Annotated in this window: 15 protein-coding genes; 6 read left to right on the top strand and 9 right to left on the bottom strand. The window is 64.4% G+C overall.

All coding sequences use genetic code 11. The features are described 5' to 3' along the window. Positions 1 to 68: 68 nt before the first annotated feature. On the bottom strand, positions 69 to 401 hold the full coding sequence (locus QZ294_RS09555) for a helix-turn-helix transcriptional regulator (RefSeq protein ID WP_297049486.1): 333 nt from the start codon (positions 399 to 401) through the stop codon (positions 69 to 71). A gap of 335 nt (positions 402 to 736) precedes the next feature. Between QZ294_RS09555 and QZ294_RS09550 the strand changes: the two genes are divergently transcribed. After that, complete coding sequence (locus QZ294_RS09550; RefSeq protein ID WP_297049484.1) at positions 737 to 2,350, top strand: outer membrane homotrimeric porin; 1,614 nt, start codon at positions 737 to 739, stop codon at positions 2,348 to 2,350. A 204-nt stretch (positions 2,351 to 2,554) separates the two neighbouring features. Here QZ294_RS09550 and tsf read toward each other — a convergent pair whose 3' ends face one another. The 8 genes from tsf to QZ294_RS09510 form a co-directional block, all read right to left on the bottom strand. Then, positions 2,555 to 3,412 carry a translation elongation factor Ts gene (gene tsf / locus QZ294_RS09545; protein WP_297049480.1) on the bottom strand — a complete coding sequence of 286 codons (858 nt, stop codon included), beginning with the start codon at positions 3,410 to 3,412 and terminating at the stop codon, positions 2,555 to 2,557. A gap of 99 nt (positions 3,413 to 3,511) precedes the next feature. Further along, positions 3,512 to 4,300, bottom strand: coding sequence for a 30S ribosomal protein S2 (gene rpsB / locus QZ294_RS09540; protein ID WP_297049477.1), 789 nt, complete (start codon positions 4,298 to 4,300; stop codon positions 3,512 to 3,514). A 456-nt stretch (positions 4,301 to 4,756) separates the two neighbouring features. Then, complete coding sequence (locus QZ294_RS09535) at positions 4,757 to 5,728, bottom strand: AEC family transporter (protein ID WP_297049473.1); 972 nt, start codon at positions 5,726 to 5,728, stop codon at positions 4,757 to 4,759. A gap of 78 nt (positions 5,729 to 5,806) precedes the next feature. After that, the gene (gene oxc / locus QZ294_RS09530; protein WP_297049468.1) at positions 5,807 to 7,540 is read right to left on the bottom strand and encodes an oxalyl-CoA decarboxylase; all 1,734 of its coding nucleotides are present in this window, start codon (positions 7,538 to 7,540) and stop codon (positions 5,807 to 5,809) included. 137 nt (positions 7,541 to 7,677) lie between these two features. Next, positions 7,678 to 8,979, bottom strand: coding sequence for a formyl-CoA transferase (gene frc, locus QZ294_RS09525; protein ID WP_297049467.1), 1,302 nt, complete (start codon positions 8,977 to 8,979; stop codon positions 7,678 to 7,680). A 235-nt stretch (positions 8,980 to 9,214) separates the two neighbouring features. Further along, positions 9,215 to 9,484: a SlyX family protein gene (locus QZ294_RS09520; RefSeq protein ID WP_297049465.1), complete on the bottom strand. Its 270-nt coding sequence runs from the start codon at positions 9,482 to 9,484 to the stop codon at positions 9,215 to 9,217. A 2-nt stretch (positions 9,485 to 9,486) separates the two neighbouring features. After that, complete coding sequence (locus QZ294_RS09515) at positions 9,487 to 11,349, bottom strand: YgiQ family radical SAM protein (protein ID WP_297049463.1); 1,863 nt, start codon at positions 11,347 to 11,349, stop codon at positions 9,487 to 9,489. 202 nt (positions 11,350 to 11,551) lie between these two features. Continuing rightward, the gene (locus QZ294_RS09510) at positions 11,552 to 12,070 is read right to left on the bottom strand and encodes an EF-hand domain-containing protein (RefSeq protein WP_297049460.1); all 519 of its coding nucleotides are present in this window, start codon (positions 12,068 to 12,070) and stop codon (positions 11,552 to 11,554) included. Positions 12,071 to 12,324: 254 nt separating this feature from the next. On the opposite strand from QZ294_RS09510, the gene rfaD reads away from it, so the two are divergent. The 5 genes from rfaD (at position 12,325) to QZ294_RS09485 (ending at position 20,403) form a co-directional block, all read left to right on the top strand. Continuing rightward, positions 12,325 to 13,296 carry an ADP-glyceromanno-heptose 6-epimerase gene (rfaD, locus tag QZ294_RS09505; RefSeq protein WP_297049456.1) on the top strand — a complete coding sequence of 324 codons (972 nt, stop codon included), beginning with the start codon at positions 12,325 to 12,327 and terminating at the stop codon, positions 13,294 to 13,296. A gap of 192 nt (positions 13,297 to 13,488) precedes the next feature. Then, complete coding sequence (locus QZ294_RS09500) at positions 13,489 to 15,603, top strand: methyl-accepting chemotaxis protein (RefSeq protein ID WP_297049453.1); 2,115 nt, start codon at positions 13,489 to 13,491, stop codon at positions 15,601 to 15,603. Between the two features lie 776 nt (positions 15,604 to 16,379). Beyond that, positions 16,380 to 17,693: a sensor domain-containing diguanylate cyclase gene (locus QZ294_RS09495; protein WP_297049450.1), complete on the top strand. Its 1,314-nt coding sequence runs from the start codon at positions 16,380 to 16,382 to the stop codon at positions 17,691 to 17,693. 499 nt (positions 17,694 to 18,192) lie between these two features. After that, positions 18,193 to 18,726, top strand: a complete 534-nt coding sequence (locus QZ294_RS09490) for a hypothetical protein (protein ID WP_297049444.1) — start codon at positions 18,193 to 18,195, stop codon at positions 18,724 to 18,726. 123 nt (positions 18,727 to 18,849) lie between these two features. Further along, on the top strand, positions 18,850 to 20,403 hold the full coding sequence (locus tag QZ294_RS09485; protein WP_297049441.1) for a cobyric acid synthase: 1,554 nt from the start codon (positions 18,850 to 18,852) through the stop codon (positions 20,401 to 20,403). Positions 20,404 to 20,418: the final 15 nt, after the last annotated feature.

The raw sequence follows: 20,418 nt of genomic DNA, 5'->3' as shown, positions 1-20,418 counted from the left end.
TATATTGATAGATGTTGATCAGTTGATATTTTTCCGGAAAAAAATTTGCCGTCCTTGCGAAAACGCTCTCAGCTGCTGCGCCTGGGCAGGATATGTGCCGCCGGGCTGGCGTCCCGGAAACGCTGGCATGCCCCGGGATCGCCGGAGCAGCAGTTTTCCGTGAGGTAGCCGATGACCTCCAGCATACGCGGAATATTGGCCCGGTAGCGCATGAACCTGCCCTCGCGCGCCACATCCGCAAGCCCGCTCTGCACGAGCGCCTTGAGATGGAAGGAAAGATTGGTGGAGGGGATGTCCAGTTCCCGGGCGATATCGCCCTGGACGAGTCCGCCGGGCGCGTGCCTGACCAGCAGCCGGAAAATCTCCAGGCGCAGGTCGGAAGCGAGCGCTTCAAAGATCATGCATGCGGCGCGCGTTTGCATGCATTGATAATTCAACATCTGTTGACATATGTCAATCCCCCCGTTCGCCGTTTCCCGCGCGCTCGCGCGGTGGGTCCAGTGCCCGGGTCCGGAAGTTCCCGGAAGCATAGATGCAGTGAATAGAAAATGAATTTCAATTTTATTGACACCGTGAAGCTCCTGCTCTACTCTCTTTTCTTGATTCATGTGGGATGAGTCTAGTAGCACAATTTTTAATTTATTGACACGATATGCGGCCTGTGGCACCGTGCTCGCGGAGAGATCCAGTATTTCGGGCGGGACACCTCCCGTCCGGGAAGTCCAGAGGAGGAAGCATGAACAGGACTGGTCGGGGGGCGAAAACGGCAAAAAAACTTTTGTGTACCCTGTTTCTGGCGGCGGCCCTGCTGCTGGGGGCGCGGGCGCCGGCGGCTGCCGTCGACTTCAGGGTGAGCGGCGAATGGCTGGTGGGCTTCGGCGCGGGCACGGGCGAGCTGTACGGCAAGTACCGGGAACCGGGCCACGGGCCAAAGACCCGGACCAACAGCAATGACACGTTCGAGTCCAATCAGCGGCTGCGGCTCCAGCTTGACGCGGTCGCCTCGGAGTCCCTGTCCGGCACCGTGGGCTTCGAGATCGGCGACCAGCGCTGGGGCAGGGCGGAAGACGGCGGCGCCCTGGGCGCTGACGGCACCAATGTCATCAGGCTGAAGAACGCCTTCATCGACTGGACGGTGCCCTCCACCGACCTTTCGTTCCGCATGGGCATCCAGGGCTTGTCCCTGCCCAACGCGGCGGGTGGCTCGGCCATCATGGACGGTGATGTGGCGGGCATCGTCGCCAGCTACAGATTCTCGGACGCGGTGAGCCTCACGGCCCTGTGGATGCGGCCGGTCAACGACAACTTCTCGGACGTCTATTTCGACAGGAGCGGCGACCGCGCGGGCTATCTGGACAATATGGACCTCTTCGCCCTGTCCCTGCCCATCACGCTGGACGGCTACGGGATCACCCCCTGGGTGATGTACGGCATGCTGGGCAGGAACGCCCTGCGCGGTCTGGACGTTGTCAATGAGAACGAGCCGTGGGAAACCTCGGACGGCATTCTCGGCCTCACCGTTCCCGGCCTGACCCCCGGTTTCAACTTCGCCGGCGGCAGCCCGCTGACCACATCCTCCACGGGCAAGGCGTACGGCAGCATGTTCTGGGCGGGCCTGCCCATCGTCATTTCCGTTCTCGACCCGCTGAACATCGAGATCGATCTCAACTACGGCTTTGTGGAGGAAATGGGGCGCTTCGACATCATCAGGCGCGGCAATGCCGGCGACATCGTGCGCGGCAGCACGCAGCGGCAGGGCTGGCTGGTCAAGGCCCTGGTGGAATACAAGCTGGAATGGGGCGCGCCCGGCATTTTCGGCTGGTATGCCTCCGGCGATGACGGCAATGTGAAGAACGGTTCCGAACGCCTGCCTTCCATCGCGGGCGCGGGCAACTTCACCTCGTTCATCGGCGACGGCAACCTCGCCTGGGGTTCGTTTGACGACAGCTGCGACTGGGCCATGACCTATTCGGGCACCTGGGGCCTCGGACTCCAGCTGCGCGACATGTCGTTCCTGGAGGACCTTTCGCATACCTTCAGGGTGGCCTACTGGGGGGGCACCAACAGCCCGTCCATGGTCAAGTACATGAAGAGCGCCCGCTCCTGGCGCGATGGCTACGGCGGCGACGGACCGTACCTCACCACCAACGACGGGCTGCTGGAGTTCAACCTCGTCAACCAGTGGCGCGTGTACGAGAACCTCGAGCTGAACCTGGAGCTTGGCTACATCGTCAACCTGATGGATCAGGACACCTGGCAGAAAGGTGGGTATTATGGCGGCGCGGGCAACGGCTCCTTCGAGAAACAGGATGCCTGGAAGGCCCAGCTGACGTTCGCGTATTCGTTCTGACAACGCGCCAGGCGTGAAGGGGAACAAAAAGGGTATGGTATGCAATGCGGTTGATGGATGATTGCGGCCTTGCCACACAGCACAGGCGCGTCATCAACCCAAAAAAGTAGAACAACGTCAACCAAAAAGGCCACGGGGCGCGCCCCGTGGCCTTTTCAGCGCTCCGGCTTTCCGTTTCGGAAAGGAGCGCGGCACAAAAACGGACTATTCCGCCGCGAGCTGGATGCGCTCGAAGCCCGTCACCGTGATGGTGTCATTGACGGCCTTGGCCGCCTCGCGCACCACATCCGCCACGCTCTTCTTGTCGTCGCGGATATAGGGCTGCTCCAGCAGGCAGACTTCCTTCTGGAATTTTTTCACCGCGCCTTCGGCGATCTTGTCCACGATATTGGCGGGTTTGCCCTCCTCAAGGGCTTTCTGGCGATAGACCTCGCGTTCGCGCGCCACGGCGGCCTGGTCCAGGCTCGAGGCGTCGAGCGCCATGGGGCTGGTGGCGGCCACCTGCATGGCGAGGTTCTTGGCAAGTTCCTTCACCTCGGGGGTGCCGACGCTGGCGGCCTTGCCGCAGGTGAGGAAGACGAGGACGCCGATCTTGCCGTTGGCATGGATATACTGGCCCACGGCTTCGGTATCCGCGGCGGCGCTGTGCCGCGCGAACTTGCCGAGGCGCATGTTTTCGCCCACCGAGGCGATGAGCTGTTTGACCTCGTCACCCACGATGCCGTCCAGGCCGGTGACATCGGCGGGGTCGTGCTCCAGCACGGCTTGCGCCACGCGCCGGGCCATGGCCTGGAACTGGTCGCCGCGCGCCACGAAGTCCGTCTCGCACATGAGCGAGGCCATGGCAACATGCTTGCCGTCCTGGCTCATCACGGAAGTCACGAGGCCTTCGCAGGTGGCGCGGTCCGACTTTTTGGCGGCCTTCGCCATGCCTTTCTGGCGCAGCCAGTCCACGGCCTTTTCCATGTCGCCATTGACTTCCACCAGGGCCTTTTTGCAGTCCATCATGCCTGCGCCGGTCTTTTCGCGCAGTTCCTTGACCATTTGTGCGCTGATCGCCATTGCTTTCTCCAGAATCCCGGGCGGCGGGCATGCCGCGCGCCCGGATGTCGTGCTGTTCAGGGTCCGTCCGTGCGGCCGAAATGCTGGCGGCGGAATGCCCTACCCGGCCGTTTCGGGGGCCTGGGCGTCCGCTTCGGCCGCCGTCTCCTCCCGGGCGGCTTCCGCCATGACCTCTTCGGCCTGGGCCACGGTGCGGGTGTCCTTCATCATGGCCTCGCCCTCAAGGCAGGCTTCGGCAAAGGCGGTCACGAAGAGCTTGATGGCCCGGATGGCGTCGTCGTTGCCGGGGATGATGAAGTCGATATTGTCCGGGTCGCAGTTGGTGTCCGTGACAGCCACGATGGGGATGCCGAGCTTGCGGCATTCCTTGACGGCGATGTCCTCGCGGTTGGGGTCGATGATGAAGGCGAGCTGGGGCAGGCGGTCCATGTTCTTGATGCCGCCGAGCGATTCCTCCAGCTTGTGCATCTCGCGCTCCAGCAGGAGGATCTCCTTTTTCTGGTAGCGGTTGATGGAGCCGTCCGCGAACATGGATTCCAGCTTCTTGAGGCGTTCCACGCTCTTCTGGATGGTGACGAAGTTGGTCAGCGTGCCGCCCATCCAGCGGTTGGTCACATAAAACTGGTGCGCGCGCGAGGCTTCGGCGGCCACGGCCTCCTGGGCCTGGCGCTTGGTGCCGATGAAGAGCACCTTGCCGCCCCTGGCGACGGTGTCCACCATCTTGTCATAGGCGTCGCGGAACAGCTTGACGGTCTGCTGCAGGTCGATGATGTGGATGCCGTTGCGCGCGCCGAAGATATAGGGGCGCATCTTGGGGTTCCAGCGCCGGGTCTGGTGCCCGAAGTGCACCCCGGTTTCCAGCATCTGCTTCATGCTGACGTAGGCCATGGTTTCCTCCAATGGGTTGTGCCTCCACCCCGGCCGTGCGGACTTTCCACCCCGGGGAGGCCGGATGCGCCGCGCATCCGCCCGGGGACCCCGGAAAGTCGCCGGAGTGTGCGAAATGGGAACGACTTGCATAGCCCAAAAGCGTGCGCCTGGCAAGCTGTATCCGCGCGCCGCCGGGCAACGGGAGCCAAAAGGAGGCCCGCCCCGGCGGGCAGGGGCACCTGCCGGGGCGGACGCTTTTTTGGGAGGGAGTGTATGCGTACCGGCGCGGGCTGTCCGCGCCGGCGCGGGGCCTTTAGAGCATTTTGCTGAGGAAAATATCTGTAAGACAGATATTTTCCTCAGGTTTCGCTGCCTTCATTTCGGCGGAAAAGCGTGGTTTTCCGCCTTATTCCGGCGCGGGCGTCTGCTCTCGCAGCCGCCAGAGCGTTTCCGCAATTTCCTTGCGTAAACGCTCTAGAACGCACCGCTGAGGACGAGATCGGTGATCCAGATCCAGAGCGGGCAGAAGCCGATGAAGAGGATGACGCTCAGGGTCAGGGACGAGGTGCCCGTAGCCACATAGGTGTCGTATTCATCGGCGATGATGATGCCCGAGAAGGCCGGCGGCAGGGCGCAGGCCACGACGAGCATCTTGATGTTGAGCGGGTCCATGGCGCAGAGGATGCCGCCCGCGAGGGCCAGGGCGGGCATGACGATGAGCTTGAGGATGGAGCCAAGGATGGCCTGCCAGTTGATGACCACCTTGATGGACGAAAGCGTGATGCCCGCGGAGAACACGGCCATGGAGGCGTTGGCCTTGGCTATGAGGTCAAAGGACGGGCTTGCCCACGCGGGCCACGGAATGCCCACGAGCACCCAGATCACCGCGAGGATGGGCGCCCAGGCCACGGGCTGTTCCAGGGCGTGGATGACAGGCAGCCACGCGCTCTCCTTCTTGCCGCTCCCGGCCTTTTCCTTTTCCAGCGAGGCGTTGAGCAGGGAAAGGCCCACCGGGATGCCCACGGCATTGACCACGATGCCCACGATGGCGACCACAAGGGCCACGGCGGGCGTGGCGCCGAAGATAGGCTCCAGCACGGCGAACCCGAGGAAGCCGATGGTGGGCGAACCGCTGATCAGGGCCGAAACGGCCGCGTCGGCGCCGGTGTTGTTCCTGAAGCAGTACTTGTAGATGAAGTACACGGCCATGAAACAGGCCATGATGACCACAAGCGAAACAAGGGAGAGCTTGAGGTCCTTGTAGAGCATGTCGCGGCTGGCCTGGGCGATGGAAACGAAGAGCGCCGCGGGCAGCGCGTAATCCAGGACCACCTTGTTGAACTTTTTGGAATCGTTGCCGTCAAAAACGCCCTTCTTGCCTGAAATGTAGCCGGCAAGCATGACCACGACGATGGGGACGATGGCGTACAGGATGATATGTGACATGGGATCCCCCCGGGGGATTTGGGATATATGCTCGCGGGCCGGCTCCGGGAGGCGTCCCGGGCCGGCCCGCGATTTCCGCTAGGCGAGCGGATGCTGGAGCGCCTCGGGATTGAGGAAGCCGATGTGGCCGCTTTCCTTGCCGGAATCCGCGGCAAGCTGCACATTGATGAGGCAGGGCTTTCTGGAGGCGATGGACTCGGTGAGCGCCGCCTTCAGCTCGTCGGGAGTGGTCACATAGTAGCCCTTGCCGCCAAAGGCCTCGCAGATCTTTTCATAGTGGGCGTCGATATCCAGCGTGGTGGGCGCGGGGTCGCCATTGTGGGCGAGGTTGACGCCGATGCCGTTGTAGATGCCGCCGTTGTTGAAGACCACCACCGTGCAGGGCAGATGGAAGCGGCAGATGGTCGCCACTTCCATGCCGGAGAACCCGAAGGCCGAGTCGCCCTCGATGGCGACCACGCTCTTGCCGGTAGCCACGGCGGCGCCCACCACCGAACCCATGCCCATGCCCATGATGGCCCAGGTGGCGCAGTCGATGCGGTGCCGGGGCCTGAACATGTTGATGGTGTCGCGGGTGTCGTCAAGCGTGTTGGCGCCCTCGTTGACCAGGATGACATCGGGATCGCCCTCGAGGATGGGCTTGATGGTGTTGAGCGCCGTCCAGTGGGTCATGGGCGTGTCCTTGGCGTGGGAGGCCAGGCGCGCGGCGAATTTGGCGTCCTTTTCCTTTGTTTCGGCCTGAAGCTGCGGCACCCAGGACGGGTCCATGCCGAGCTTGCAGGTGGGGAGCCTGTCAAGCAGGGCCGAGACGGCGCTCTCCAGGTCGCCCACCACGGGCGCGGCGATGGGCCGGTTGCAGTCCATCTCCTGCGGCTCGATGTCAAGCTGGATGAACTTTCCGGCCGGGTTCCACTTGCCGTGCCCGCGCGAGAGCAGCCAGTTGAGGCGCGCGCCCACGAGCATGACCACGTCGGCCTGCTCCATGATGGTCGAGCGGCAGGAAAGCGCGCTCAGCGGGTGATCGTCCGGCATGAGTCCCTTAGCCATGGACATGGGGAAGAAGGGGATGCCCGTCTTTTCGATGAGCGCCCTGATCTTGTCGTCGATCTGGGCATAGGCCGCGCCCTTGCCGAGCAGGATGGCCGGGCGCTTCGCGCTGGCGAGCAGGGCCAGGGCGCGGTCGATGGCTTCCGGCGCTGGGAGCTGCTTCGGGCAGGGGTCCACGGGCGTGAAGTACCACGGCTCGGCCGTTTTGGCGTCCACGATCTGGCCGAGGCACGGCGCGGTGATGTCCAGATAGACGCCGCCGGGCCGCCCGGAAACGGCGGCGCGGTAGGCGCGGGCCACGGCCGTGGGGATATCCTTCGGGTCATTGACGCGGAAGGCCGCCTTGACAAGGCCCTTGGCGACGTTGAGCTGGTCCAGGTCCTCATAGCCGCCCTGCTGCATGTCCACGGGCGCGCGGTCGCTGGAGCCGGAAATCTGGATCATGGGGTAGCAGTTGACCGTGGCGTTGATGGTGGCCGTGAGGCCGTTGAGAAAGCCCAGGGAACTCACGGTGAGCAGCAGGCCCGGCTTTTTGGTGAGATAGCCGTGCGTGGCCGCGGCCATGCCCGCCTGCTGCTCGAAGCGGAAGCCCACATATCTGATGCCCTGCTGCTGGCAGAGGTAGGCGAAATCCGTCACCGGGATGCCCACAAGGCCGTACATGGTGTCCAGCCCCGCATTCTTGAGCGCCTTTGCCAGGATATACATGCCGGTGACCTGGTCCGGAAAGTGCGGAGCGGTCGCGGAAGTTGTCTGAGTCGTCATGATCTGCCCCTGTTGGTGAGATGCTTCATATGGTGCTGCAACGCCCGGCGGGCGGTTCGCGGGAGGCGGGGCCGGGCGCCGCCCCGCCGGGGATGCCCGGGAGGGGCGGGAACCGCGCCCTCCCGGAATATGCCGGCCTACGCCTTTTTGGGCAGCGGCTCGGTGGTGCCGTTGGCGGCGAACTTCGCCACGTCCGCCGCGGTGAAGCCGAGGCTTTCCAGCACTTCCGCGTTATTGCCGCCCAGGGTCGGGCACGGCCCGTACGTGGGCTGGAAGTTGCTCAGGGTGAAGGGCACGCCCACGGTCACAAAGGTGCCGACCTTGCCGCCGTAGCCGGGCTGGTCGATCTTGACCAGGGTATTGCCGTCATAGAGGGATTCGTCGTCCATGATCTCCTTGGTGGAGAGCACCGGACCAACAGGCACCGCGAACTTGGCGAGATGCTCGGTGATCTCGTACTTGTCGCGCGTGGCGGTCCATTCGCCGATGCGCTTGTAGATGGCCTGCTTGTTCCTGTCGCGCGCATCCGCGGTGTTGAAGTCGGGGTTGGTGAGCCAGTCCTGGAAGCCCATGCCCTCGCAGAACTTCTCGAAGCTCTTGGCGTCGCGCTGGATGATGATATAGACGCAATCGTTGGGGTCGGTAGCGAAGTTCTTGCACTTGTACGTCCAGCCGAGCACGCCGGAGCCTTCCTGGTTGCCGGAGCGCGGCACGCAGTCGCCGAACTTCTGGTTGGGATACTGCGGGAACTGGCTCAGATAGCCGATGCGGTCAAGGGTGAGCTGGTCGCGCGTCTTGATGCGGCAGAGGTTGAGGCAGGCGTTGTGCATGGACTGGTAGACGAAGCAGCCTTCGCCCGTGTGCTGCCGCTGCACAAGCGCGGCCAGGAGGCCAATGGCGAGGTGCATGCCGGTATTGGAGTCGCCCAGGGCCGCGCCGCTCTGGGTGGGGATATTGTCCGGGCCTTCCCACCAGCCGGTGGTGGAGGCCGCGCCCGCCGTCACCTGGGCCACAGGCTCGTAGGCCTTGAGGTGGGCGTATTTCGAGGTGGGCGGAAAGCCCTTGAGCGAGCCGTAGATGCATCTGGGGTTGAGCTTGTGGACCACATCCCAGGAAAAGCCCAGCTTGTCCATGGCGCCGGGGTGCAGATTTTCCACAAAGATGTCGCAGCCCTTGATGAGGCGGGTGAGGATCTCCTTGCCGTCGGGCGTGGCCGCGTCCAGGCTGAGCGACTTTTTGCCGGAATTCAGTTGCAGGAAATAATAGCTCGGGCAATCGGGGTCGAACTGGAGTTCCTTGCGGGTGGCGTCGCCGTGGCCGGGCCGTTCGATCTTGATGACCTCGGCGCCGAGCCATCCCAGAAGCTGGGTGCAGGACGGGCCGGACTGGACAGCGGTGAAATCGACGATTCTGATGCCTTGCAAGGGGGCGGTGTTCATATATTTTCCCTCTCAAAAAAGAGTTGTACAGGAAGGTGAGGCTGCACCGGCTGAAGCATAAAGCTTGCCAACGCGGGGAAACGGCGCGTCAGGGGCGGAAGGCGCCCGGATGGCGCAAAAACGGAGGCGGCCCAGAGAGGGGATCTTGAAAAAATTCTGATCACAAGCCTGTAAAAAAACTGTGCATCTGTCTAAAAACTATGCAGAGGGACAGATTTTTTGATGAGGTCCGGCGCTAATAGCGTTCGGGCATGAAGTGCGGCGGCAGCGTGGCTTCCGGCGCGTCGGCGAGCTTGTCCCGCAAGGCGCGCGCCAGGGCGCGCAGGTCCGCCAGCTGCCGTTCCATGGCGTCCATCTGGGCCTGTTGCGCCGTGAGCGCGGCATCCAGCTCCCGGAGCCGTTCCTCCTGAAAAAAGGCGGTCTCTTCCAGATGCGCCAGGCGCGCTTCCGCGGCTTCGGAAAGGCCGCCGGGCCGGGCGGCGGATGCGGGGCGGGGACGGGACATGGTCAGTTCCTTTCCTGACGGCGCGGCGGGCGCCGGTTGCGGGGCGGGGACGGCGCGGGTCCCGGGGCGCGCCCGGGCGCGCCCCGTTTCGCCTTCCGGGTGCCGGTGCGGCCCATGAGGATGCCGTGCTGCCGCAGACGGGCCGCATCGCTCCGGGCGACGGCGATCGGTTCCCCGGACTCGTCCTTGCCGCAGTAGAACATGGCCGTAGCCACCGTTCCGGGCGTGGGGATGAAGCATTGCGTCTGGCGCGGGTTCCAGCCCCTGCGTTCCAGCCAGGCAGCGAGGGCGCGCATGTCGTCGTCCGTGCAGCCGGGGTAGCCGCTCATGAGGTAGGGGATCACATACTGCTCGCGCCCGGCCTCACGGCTGGCGCGGGCAAAGACCTCAAGAAAGGCGTCCAGCGCCGCCATGCCCGGTTTGCGCATGCGCTCGAGCACCGCGGGCTGGCAGTGTTCGGGCGCCACTTTGAGCTGGCCGCCGGTGAACTCGGCGGCATAGGCCGCCAGGGCCGCAGGCTCCCGCAGGGCGAGGTCGGGGCGCACGCCGCTCGCCACGCGCACCCGCGAGATGCCGGGCAGGGCGGCCACGGCGCGCAACAGGCCCACATGGCGGCGTTGCGGCGTGATGAAGGAGGGGCACGGCGACGGGAAGCAGCAGCTCGTGCGGCGGCAGGGCGGCCGGCCCGGGGCCGCCTCCAGCGCGCAGTGCGCCTGCCACATGTTGGCGGTGGGACCGCCCACGTCGGAAATGGCGAGGCCGCTCCCGCCGCGCCGCGTCGTCCTGCCCGCATGGGCGCGCGCCAGGGCGGCGGCCTCCGCCAGGATGGACCCCTGCGAACGCGAGCTGACGCGCCGCCCCTGATGCAGGGCGATGGAGCAGAAGGCGCAGCCGCCGCCGCAGCCCCGGTGGCTCGTGATGCTCGTGGCAAGCATCTCCGCCGCCGGGATGGGTTCGCTGTAGGACGGATGGGCCGCCCGCCGGAAGGGCAGGCCGTGGAGTTCGTCCATCTCTTCCGTGGCGAGCGGCGCGGCCGGCGGCGCAAAGACCATGCAGCGGGCGTCCACGGGCTGGAAGGCCCAGGCGTCGCCCTGGTGGACATGGCGCTCCATGAGCAGGGCCAGCCGGAGCAGCTGGTCGGCGTCCGCGCAGATGTCCGCATGGGAGGGAAAACGCAGGAGTGGACCCCGCGCCAGAGTTTCCCGCAGGGCGGCGTCGTCGGGGTCCGGTTTTCCGTCCGCGTCCATGCGTTCGCACCATGCCGTGCCGGGGATGCCCTTCAGGGCGGCGCCTTCCACGGCGCGGGCATCGGCGTTTTGCGCGGCGGCGCGCTCCAGCCGCTGCGCGCAGGCCAGGATGGCGCGTTCGCCCATGCCCCAGACGAGCAGATCGGCCTTGGCGTCCATCAGCAGGGGGCGGCGCAGGGCGTCGGTCCAGAAATCGTAATGGGTGGCCCGGCGCAGGGAGGACTCGATGCCGCCCAGGACGAGCGGCAGGCCGGGAAAGGCGCGGCGGGCGAGATTGGCGTACACCAGACAGGCGCGGTTGGGGCGCCTGCCCGCGCGGCCTCCCGGCGTATAGGCGTCGTCATGGCGTTTTTTGCGAAAGGCCGTGTAGTGGGCGAGCATGGAATCCAGCGCGCCCGCGCTGATGCCCGCGAACAGCCGGGGCCGGCCCATGACGAGCAGGTCGTCGGGAACGTCCCGGCGTGGCTGGCACACGAGGCCCGTGCGAAAGCCCCGGCTCACGAGCCAGCGGCCGAGCAGGGCGCAGCCAAAGGCGGGGTGGTCCACATAGGCATCGCCGCTGACGAGCAGGACGTCAAGGCCGTTCCAGCCCAGCGCGTCCAGCTCGGCGGCGCTCATGGGCAGAAAGTCCGGCTGGGCGAGGCTTCCCGGCACTCCGGCTGCATGCGTGCGGCCGCCGCGATGCGCGGTGCGGCGGTTCCCGGCGGACGCGGGAGGCTCCCGGCGGAAAGGCGCGCGCTCCCGTTCCTCAGCTTCCCGCGCGTCCCCGGGTGGCGTGTCCGGGGGCGGCGGGAAAGGAAGGTCGGGGAGCGGACGGCGCTCAGTCGCCACTGGGCGGGCGCATGAGGGGCAGGTCCGCGCTGTCCGGCGGCGGGATCATGGGATCGCCGGGCATATTGTTCATGCGCGGGGCGTGCTCGGGGGCGTTCATGCCGCCCTCCATGCCCCCGGGCCGCATGCCCGCCGCATGCCCCTGGAGGAAGGTGGCCCACTCGGCGCGCTCGATGCCGCCGTCTCCGTTGCTGTCGATGACGACGAAGGCGCGTTCGGACATGCCGGGGTTGGCGGTGCGGAATTCCTCCAGCACCACCCGGCCGTCGCCGTCCTTGTCCATGGCGGCGAAGCGGTCGTCCGCCGTGGCGTGGCGCGGCGCATGGCCGGGCGCGGCGGCCCGGTGGTCCGGCATGTGGGCGCCGGGAGCGGCCAGGACCACTCCGGAGGGGAAGAAAAACAGAAAACCTGCCAGGATGCCGGGAACGGCCATCCTGAGCAGGGCTGCGGGCGCGCGGAGCCGCTCCCGCGCGGGCGGCGTGGCGTGGGATATATGCGTGCGAAGCATGGAAGTCTCCTTGTCTTGGACCGCGTCCGGGACGGCGCGGCCCGGATGGGCGCGGGGCTTTGGCATGGCGCCCCGCGCCATGCTCCGACTATGCGGCAAATCGTCGTCGCTGTCCAGCGCGGACCCGTATGGGGCTTGAGGGCGCCGGAGCTTTGCGCTAGCATCTCCCGGAGCAGTATCCGGGAGCCGAGTTCCCTTTTCTGCCGGAGTCCGCGCGGGCATCAGCGCCGGGCATCCTTCGGCGTGGAGGCGGCATGTATGTGATCACCGGCGGCGCCGGTTTCCTGGGGAGCGCGCTCCTCTGGCAGCTGAACGGACAGGGCCTTGACGACATCGTCGTGGTGGACGATCTCGGCAGCAGCCCCAAGTGGCGCAATCTCGTCAAGCGCAGGTATGCGGACTACCTGCACAAGGAGGTTTTTCTCGACCTTGTGCGCCGTGACGCCCTGCCCTGGAAGCTGGACGGCCTGATCCACCTCGGGGCCTGCTCCTCCACCACCGAGACGAACGCGGACTTTCTGATGGAAAACAATTTCCATTACAGCCGCGATGTCTGCCGATATGCGCTCGACAAGGGGGCGCGCGTCATCAACGCCAGTTCCGCCGCCACCTACGGCGACGGTTCGCTGGGCTTCAGCGACGATCCGGCCCTTGTTCCGCGCCTGCGGCCCCTGAACATGTATGGCTATTCCAAGCAGCTCCTCGACCTCTGGCTCCAGCGCGAGCGTCTGGAAGACGCGGTGGCGAGCCTGAAGTTTTTCAATGTGTACGGGCCCAACGAGTACCACAAGGGCGACATGGCGAGCGTCGTTTTCAAGACCCACGGCCGCATCCGCGAGAGCGGGCGCATGGCACTCTTCCGTTCGGAGGACCCGGCGGTGCCCGACGGCGAACAGAAGCGCGATTTCGTCTATGTGAAGGACTGCGTCCGGCTTCTGGCGTGGCTGCTGGAGCATCCGCACGTCAACGGCATCCGCAACGCGGGCACGGGCGAGGCGCGCAGCTTCAACGATCTTGTGCGGGCCGTGTTCGTGGCCCTGGGGCGCGAGCCGGTCATCGACTATGTGGATATGCCCGTCACCCTGCGGGGCAGGTATCAGGCCTATACCCGGGCGGACATGGGCTGGCTGGCCCGCGCGGGCTGCCCGCTGCGTTTCACGCCGCTGGAGGCGGGCGTGGAAGATTATGTGCGCGGCCATCTGGAACGGGACGACAGATTTTTGTAGCGTATGGGCCGGTCATGGAGCGCAAGCCTAATCTTTTGCGCGCCATGGCCGATAGAGCAGGCAATGGAAGCCCGGCGGGCGGTGTTCTTATGGCAGGTCTGCCGGGGCAGACCCGGCAGCGCCGCGCGGGAACTGGCAGGAACGCTGCCCGATTGCCGGGGCGGCAGGAAATGAAGGCATGGGAGGCTGGTAATGAGTATAGGCAAGAAAATCGGCGGGGGATTTTGTGCCGTAATCTTTTTGACGATGGTCCTGGGTTTTGTTGCCATCCGCGGCATGAGCGAGGGCACCGAGGTTTCGGAAACTATCGCCAACGACCGCATGCCCCGGCTCATCAACTGGATGGATCTCCAGAACGATCTGCTCAACGCGGCCTATTACGCGCGCGCCTATTTTGAAAACAGCGACGAAGCCAACATCAAGCAGACCTTTGACTACCTCAAGCTGTACAAGGAAAAGCTGGCCGCGCTCAAGCAGATCAACAGCGTTATCCATTTCGAGAACACGACCAAGGCTCTTGAGAGGGCGGAAAAGAACATCGTCATCTACGAGGATCTGATCCGCAAGAACCAGGCCCTCAACGAGCGCGCCGAGGCGCTGGTGGTCAAGATGATGAGCAGCGGCAACGAGGCGCTCGCCAAGATCGCCGTGCTCATCAAGACCATGGGCGAGACCCAGCGCGGCTTCATCCAGTCCGGCAACTCGAGCGCGGCCACCCAGTATTCGCAGAATATCGTCGATGCGGCCACCATGTACACCGATGCGAGCACCGTGTTCAGGGAACTGCTCGCGGCCGAGCGCAACAGCGACGTGGCCCTGTTCGCGGAGATCCAGCAGCGCCTGCCCGGCATCAGCAAGAAGTCCCAGGCCATTGCCGGCAATCTGCTGCGCCAGGAGTGCCGCGACCTCTTTGCCGAGACCATGAAGGAATACAACGAGTTCTCGCGCGAGGCCGACGAACTTGCCACCGTGCAGCGCGACCTCGCCGAGGCGGGCAAGACGCGCTACGCGCAGTTCCGCACCATGTTCGCCAACGCCACCGCCATGGTGGAGCTGACCACCAAGAACACCAATCAGGTGGTCACGGACGCGGCCAGCAGCCTTTCGGCCTCCACCACGGTGGTCACCATCATGCTCATCATCGTGCTTGTGCTCGGCGTCATCGTGTCCATCACCATCACGCGCATGATCGTCAAGCCGCTCGCCACCACCCAGGTCTTCGCCCAGGATGTGGCCGCCGGCCAGATGGACAATGAGCTTGATGTCCACACCACGGACGAGACCGGCAAGCTCGCCGACGCCCTGCGCTCCATGGTGGCCGCGCTCAAGCAGAACATCGCCGAGGCCAATGCCAAGTCCGAGCAGGCCGCCAAGGCCACCGAAGAGGCCAAGGCCGCCATGGCCCGCGCCGAAGAGGCCGCCCGCAAGGCCGAGAGCGCCAAGCGTGAAGGCATGCTCGCCGCCGCCGGCCAGCTCGAGGGCATGGTGGAGATCATCTCCTCCGCGTCCACGGAACTGTCCGCCCAGATCGAGCAGTCCGACCACGGCGCCTCCGAATCCGCCCAGCGTCTCCAGGAAGCCGCCACGGCCATGAACGAGATGAACGCCACCGTGCAGGAAGTGGCCCGCAACGCCGGGTCCGCCTCCAGCGCCTCCACGGATACCAAGGCCAAGGCCGAGGCCGGCGAGCATGTGGTCCAGCAGGTCGTCCAGAGCATCGGCGAAGTGCACGAAGTCTCGCTCCAGCTCAAGGAAGACATGGTCCAGCTCAACGAGCGCGCCCAGGACATCAGCCGCATCATGGGCGTCATTTCGGACATCGCCGACCAGACCAACCTGCTCGCGCTCAATGCGGCCATTGAAGCGGCCCGCGCGGGTGAGGCCGGCCGCGGGTTCGCCGTGGTGGCCGATGAAGTCCGCAAGCTCGCGGAAAAGACCATGGCCTCCACGCAGGATGTCAGCAATGCCATCCGCGCCATCCAGGAGAGCACGGACAAGAGCATGGGCGCCGTGGACAACGCGGTGCAGCGCATCAGCGAAGCCACCTCGCTCGCCAATCAGTCCGGCACGGCGCTGGAAGAGATCGTCGCCACGGTGGAAGCCACGTCCGACCAGGTGCAGGCCATTGCCGCCGCCAGCGAGGAACAGTCCGCCGCCAGCGAAGAGATCAACCGCTCCATCATCGAGGTCAACGACATGTCCCGCCTGACCGCCGAGGCCATGGCCGGCGCCAATCAGGCAGTGGCCGACCTTGCCAACCAGGCCAACAAGCTGAACAGCCTCATCCAGGAAATGAAGAACGCCTAAGCGTTCGGAGCAGCGTACACACAAGCCGGGGGGCGCGTCCGCAGGGGCGCGCCCCTTGCGTTTTCGGCGGCCGGCCCACGGGGAAAGCCGAGAAAAATAGCTGTACGGCAGAGATTTTCCTCAGCAAACTGCTCTGGACACTGGAGGATGCGGACCCGTTGCGATCACGCGAAAGCTGCCAAAAATCTTTGACCGTCATGGCTGTTGACCGTATGATCAAAACTTGGTGCCGGCCATCAGGCTGTCCGGCATCTGGGGCGCATTCCTTCAGGAAAGACCTTCGGCGCTCTCCGGCGGATACGGTGGGCGGGGGTGCGTGTATCCGCGGGTGCTTCGACCATCCATCCCGGAAATGTGCGGTCCCGCTAGTGTCTACTTGCAAAAATTCCGCGCAGAATTTTTGCAGGATCGTTCGCGAAAAAGCGTGGTTTTTCGCTCACTCACGGCGGCTATGCCGCCGCAAAACCCTTACGGGTTTTGTAGTGTCTACTTTTGCAAGTAGACACTAGGCGAAGGCCGGATCGGTCGGGCGCACGCCGGAAGCGCCCCACCAGCGGGACGGAACGCGCAGATGTCTCCCCCCTATGGTGGACCGGGGAGCGCCGCGGGTTTCCCCTCCGCATCACAACTGCTGCTGTTGCGCGCGACGCGGTATATGAGATATAGGGATCTTTTGCGAGGAGTTGTGTTGGAGAGTGATGGACCATTCGCTGGTATGAAATGGAAAAGAGCACCGATGTTTTATGAACATTTTCCCCTGGTGAGCAGGAGTCTCCATGCCTTGTCATTTTCCTGAAAACAGTATGCCGAAGTGTCCTTGTTCCGGGGGGAGCGATGGCTTCCTGGCGGCGTGTCTGGACAGGATGTCAGCCGCTGTTGCCATTATCCATCTTGAAGTTGACGAAACAAACAATCCCGTCGACTTTACGTTTGTCTATGCCAATGAGGCATTGGCAAAACTGGAAAATGTCCAACTTGAAAGATTGCTCGGCGCATCTTTTTATAAAGATCTTTTTCCTGATGGCGACAGGAAATGGCTGCTTCCGTACTGGGATACAGCATGCAATGGCGTAGCCCAGACGCTCAAGGATTACAGTCCTGAGATAGGGAGATACCTTGAGATAAGCTGCTACCAGATCGCGTACGGCTACTGTGCTTGCATCATTACGAATGTATCAGGCAGGATATATATCCAGCGGGAGCTTGAGGATGCCCGGCGTTGTATGGAAATCGTATTGAAAAACGCCATAGATTATATGTTCTTTTATGATGTTGATGAGAAAACTCTTATCAATGATAATGACATTCTCCCCCGCATAAGCAACCTGCCGCTTCGGGTGGAGAATGTTCCCGGGAGTCTCGTCGAATACGGGGTCCTTCAGGAGAAGGACTTGCCGGATATGGAAAATATTTTTTCATCGTTACATGAAGATAGGAGGGAGAGTGAAATTACGGGAGAATTTGCCTTGAATCTGACCGGGAACGAGGGCAATTTTCAATGGTATAAATTGATATTTACAACATATTTTAACGAGGTGTTCAAGAAAAGATATATTCTCGTGTTGGCGCATAATATCGATCAGGAAGTCGCACATCGACACAGGCTTGAAAATGAAGCATCCAGAGACGGATTGACAGGGCTGTATAATAGAAAAACCGCGATTGCCATGATAAACGATATTTGCGCTGAAGAAAATTCCAAAGCCCTGTTTCTTTTTGATCTGGATGACTTCAAGGGCATCAATGATACATATGGGCATGCTGTCGGAGACAGTACATTGCAGGTATTTGGAAAGATCCTCAGAAATGTGTTTCGGAACAATGACATTGTTTTTCGACTGGGTGGCGATGAGTTTGGAGCATTTGTGCACGGGAATGGTACGGACTTTATTAAGAATATCTGCGAACGAATTTTTGAAACGCTTGATGCACAAAAGGATTTGCCTTTCCAAATACGCGCCAGTATTGGCATAGGCCTGAGTCAGACTGTCAGGCATAGCTATATGGAGTATTATCAGGTAGCGGATAAAGCCTTGTATTCCGCCAAAAATGGCGGAAAAAACGTCTGGCGTCTGGACATTTTCTCCTGAGTGGGAAGTGCCGAACCTGTCAAAATACACGCCGCGTTGCTCTCCGGTTGCGTGCGCCGCGCTTCGCGTGGCAACGCAATCGCGGCCGGACTCCGTTGACGGTGTATGGCGGCGCTGGACAGATCCCGGCCACGCCAATGCCTCCCGCGGCCTTTGACCATCATGGCGGTTGACCGTATACTCAGGCGCCAGCGCAGGGCCATCGGCATCGTCCGGAACCTGAAGCGGCCCGGAAATTCCGGCGGCATTCCCGGGGAGAGACCTTCGGCTCTTTCGCGCGGGCAGATGCGGGCGCGGCGCTTTCCCGGATGTTTGCTCGTTCTGGGCCGGCCGGGTCCGGCCGGGTCCGGCCCGGCGCGGTTCGGCGCGGTTCGGCGTGGCCCGGCGTGGCAATGCCCGGTCCTGCCCCCGGGAAGGGCGCCGGTCCGATCCTGTCCGGACCCATCACATTTTTTGAGGGGCGCGGTGCATGCCGTACCCCCTTTTTCAGGAGACTCCCATGCGGAAAACGCTGTTGCTGTGCTGCTGCGCCCTGCTGCTTGCCGGAAATGCCGTGGCGGCCGACGAAAAGATCGATCCCGCCACCTATATCTGCGCGGAACTGGTGGCCTCCACCGTTTCCGGCGAGCCTCCGCTGTTCGAGGGCCTGCAGCTGGACGGGTATGCGGCGGCCCGGGCGGGGGCGCCCGTGGCCGATCCGGCCCTCATGGCGCCGCTGATCCAGGAAGTGTACGATACCTGCCAGGCCGCTCCGGCGGAAAAGGTCCTCCCGCTCTGGGAAAAGGCGCGCAAGAACAGGGTCGTTGCCAATGAGGGGCCGTGGCGCGCGGACAAGACCACCTGCAAGGACTATGCGGCCAACGAGGAGGACGGCAGCGGCTTCGTCATCTGGCTGGACGGGTACCAGCGGGGCAAGAGCGGCGGGTCCGGCTCAGTCCTCGAGAGCAATGAAAGCCTGGATGCCTTTCTGGATGCCTGCAAGCGGCAGCCGGATGCCCTTATGCTGGACGTGCTTGCCCAAAGCGTGAAATAGGAGCCTGCCCGGGCGTGCGCTCCGTTTCCCTTTCCTTTCCGCTCTTCCGCGCGGACGGTCGGCCGCGCCTGGCGCTCCGGCCGGCCGCCCGGGATGGGGCGCGCGTCTCCCCGGCACGGGTCCATGACTGACGCGCGTTCCGGGAGCCGCGTCCCGGCCCTCATGGTACAGGGCACCTGCTCGGATGCGGGCAAGAGCCTGATCGCGGCCGCGCTCTGCCGTCTCCTGACGCGGCGCGGGCTTCGGGTGGCGCCGTTCAAGGCGCAGAACATGGCGCTCAATTCCTTCGTCACTCTGCGCGGCGAGGAAATGGGCCGCGCGCAGGCCCTTCAGGCGGCGGCCTGCGGCCTGGAGCCGGATGCGCGCATGAATCCCGTCCTGCTCAAGCCCACTTCCGACCACGGCTCGCAGGTCATCGTGCTTGGCAAGCCCGTGGGCATGATGCGCGTGCGCGAGTACCTCGCCTACAAGCCTGCGGCCTGGAAGGCGGTGCGCCGCGCCTATGCGGAGCTTGCCGCCGGCAGGGACGCCATGGTGCTGGAGGGCGCGGGCAGCCCGGCGGAGATCAATCTCCGGCCGCATGACATCGTCAATATGCGTATGGCGGCGCAGGCGGGCGCGGCGGTCCTGCTGGTGGCGGACATCGACAGGGGCGGTGCCTTTGCCGCCCTGGCGGGCACCATGAGCCTGCTGGGGCGCGCGGATCGCGCGCGGGTGGCGGGGTTCGCGCTCAATCGCTTCCGGGGGGACGCGAGCCTGCTCGCGCCCGCCATGGAGGCGGTGAGCCGCCGCACGCGGCGTCCGTTTTTCGGCGTCATTCCCATGATCCCCGACCTGCGGCTGCCGGAGGAAGATTCCGTCGGCTTCAAGCTGGGCCGGACCCCCGGCCTTGCCGGCGGAACGGCGGACAGGGCCTCCGGCATGCTGGATGTGGCGCTCATCGATCTGCCGCATATCAGCAATGCCACGGATTGCGACGCCCTGCGCGCCGAACCCGGGCTTCGCCTGCGCGTGGTGCGGCGGCCTGGGGAGCTGGGCGCGCCGGCACTCGTCATTTTGCCCGGCAGCCGCAACAGCATCGAAGATATGCGCTTCCTGCGGGCCTCCGGCCTGGCGGAGGCCCTGCGCGCCCATGCCCTGGGTTGTCTTGCCGGGGGGCGCGGCGCCGTGGTCGGCATCTGCGGCGGCCTGCAACTTCTGGGCGAGCGCATTGACGATCCGCTGGCGCTGGAAGCCGGCGGCAGCGTCGGGGGGCTGGGGCTGCTGCCGCTCGTCACGGAGCTTGCGGCGGCCAAGACCCTGCGAAGGACAGTGGGGACGGCGCTGTCCTCCCTGGGCGGGGCGCCCCTGCCGGTGGCCGGGTATGAGATCCACCATGGCCGCAGTGTGCTCAGCGGCGGCGGCGCGCATGTGATCATGCGGGACGCGGCGGGCGGGGCGCTGGGCTGGGGCAGGGTCGATGCCGCCGGCAGCGCGCGCGTCTGGGGCAGTTACCTGCATGGCGTGTTCGACAGCGACGCCTTCCGCCATGCGCTGCTCGGGCGCCTGCGCCGGGAAGCCGGACTGCCCGCCATGGACGGGATCGCCTGGGAGCTTGGGCCGGAGCTGGACAGGGTGGCGGATGTGGTGGCCGCCAGTCTGGACATGGCCGCCGTGGAGTCCCTGCTCGGGCTGTGAGGCGGCGCGCGGCCG

Origin of the sequence: uncultured Desulfovibrio sp., from assembly GCF_910584445.1 — a bacterium.
Taxonomy (GTDB): Bacteria; Desulfobacterota; Desulfovibrionia; order Desulfovibrionales; family Desulfovibrionaceae; genus Desulfovibrio.
Note: the sequence above shows the minus strand (reverse complement) of the source record. Positions and strands in the feature narration are given on the sequence as shown.

Bases quoted from the DNA above. Each gene is read 5' to 3' on its own strand.
- QZ294_RS09555 (WP_297049486.1), bottom strand. From the start codon at position 401: ATGATCTTTGAAGCGCTCGCTTCCGACCTGCGCCTGGAGATTTTCCGG.
- QZ294_RS09550 (WP_297049484.1), top strand. From the start codon at position 737: ATGAACAGGACTGGTCGGGGGGCGAAAACGGCAAAAAAACTTTTGTGT.
- tsf (WP_297049480.1), bottom strand. From the start codon at position 3,412: ATGGCGATCAGCGCACAAATGGTCAAGGAACTGCGCGAAAAGACCGGC.
- rpsB (WP_297049477.1), bottom strand. From the start codon at position 4,300: ATGGCCTACGTCAGCATGAAGCAGATGCTGGAAACCGGGGTGCACTTC.
- QZ294_RS09535 (WP_297049473.1), bottom strand. From the start codon at position 5,728: ATGTCACATATCATCCTGTACGCCATCGTCCCCATCGTCGTGGTCATG.
- oxc (WP_297049468.1), bottom strand. From the start codon at position 7,540: ATGACGACTCAGACAACTTCCGCGACCGCTCCGCACTTTCCGGACCAG.
- frc (WP_297049467.1), bottom strand. From the start codon at position 8,979: ATGAACACCGCCCCCTTGCAAGGCATCAGAATCGTCGATTTCACCGCT.
- QZ294_RS09520 (WP_297049465.1), bottom strand. From the start codon at position 9,484: ATGTCCCGTCCCCGCCCCGCATCCGCCGCCCGGCCCGGCGGCCTTTCC.
- QZ294_RS09515 (WP_297049463.1), bottom strand. From the start codon at position 11,349: ATGAGCGCCGCCGAGCTGGACGCGCTGGGCTGGAACGGCCTTGACGTC.
- QZ294_RS09510 (WP_297049460.1), bottom strand. From the start codon at position 12,070: ATGCTTCGCACGCATATATCCCACGCCACGCCGCCCGCGCGGGAGCGG.
- rfaD (WP_297049456.1), top strand. From the start codon at position 12,325: ATGTATGTGATCACCGGCGGCGCCGGTTTCCTGGGGAGCGCGCTCCTC.
- QZ294_RS09500 (WP_297049453.1), top strand. From the start codon at position 13,489: ATGAGTATAGGCAAGAAAATCGGCGGGGGATTTTGTGCCGTAATCTTT.
- QZ294_RS09495 (WP_297049450.1), top strand. From the start codon at position 16,380: ATGCCTTGTCATTTTCCTGAAAACAGTATGCCGAAGTGTCCTTGTTCC.
- QZ294_RS09490 (WP_297049444.1), top strand. From the start codon at position 18,193: ATGCGGAAAACGCTGTTGCTGTGCTGCTGCGCCCTGCTGCTTGCCGGA.
- QZ294_RS09485 (WP_297049441.1), top strand. From the start codon at position 18,850: ATGACTGACGCGCGTTCCGGGAGCCGCGTCCCGGCCCTCATGGTACAG.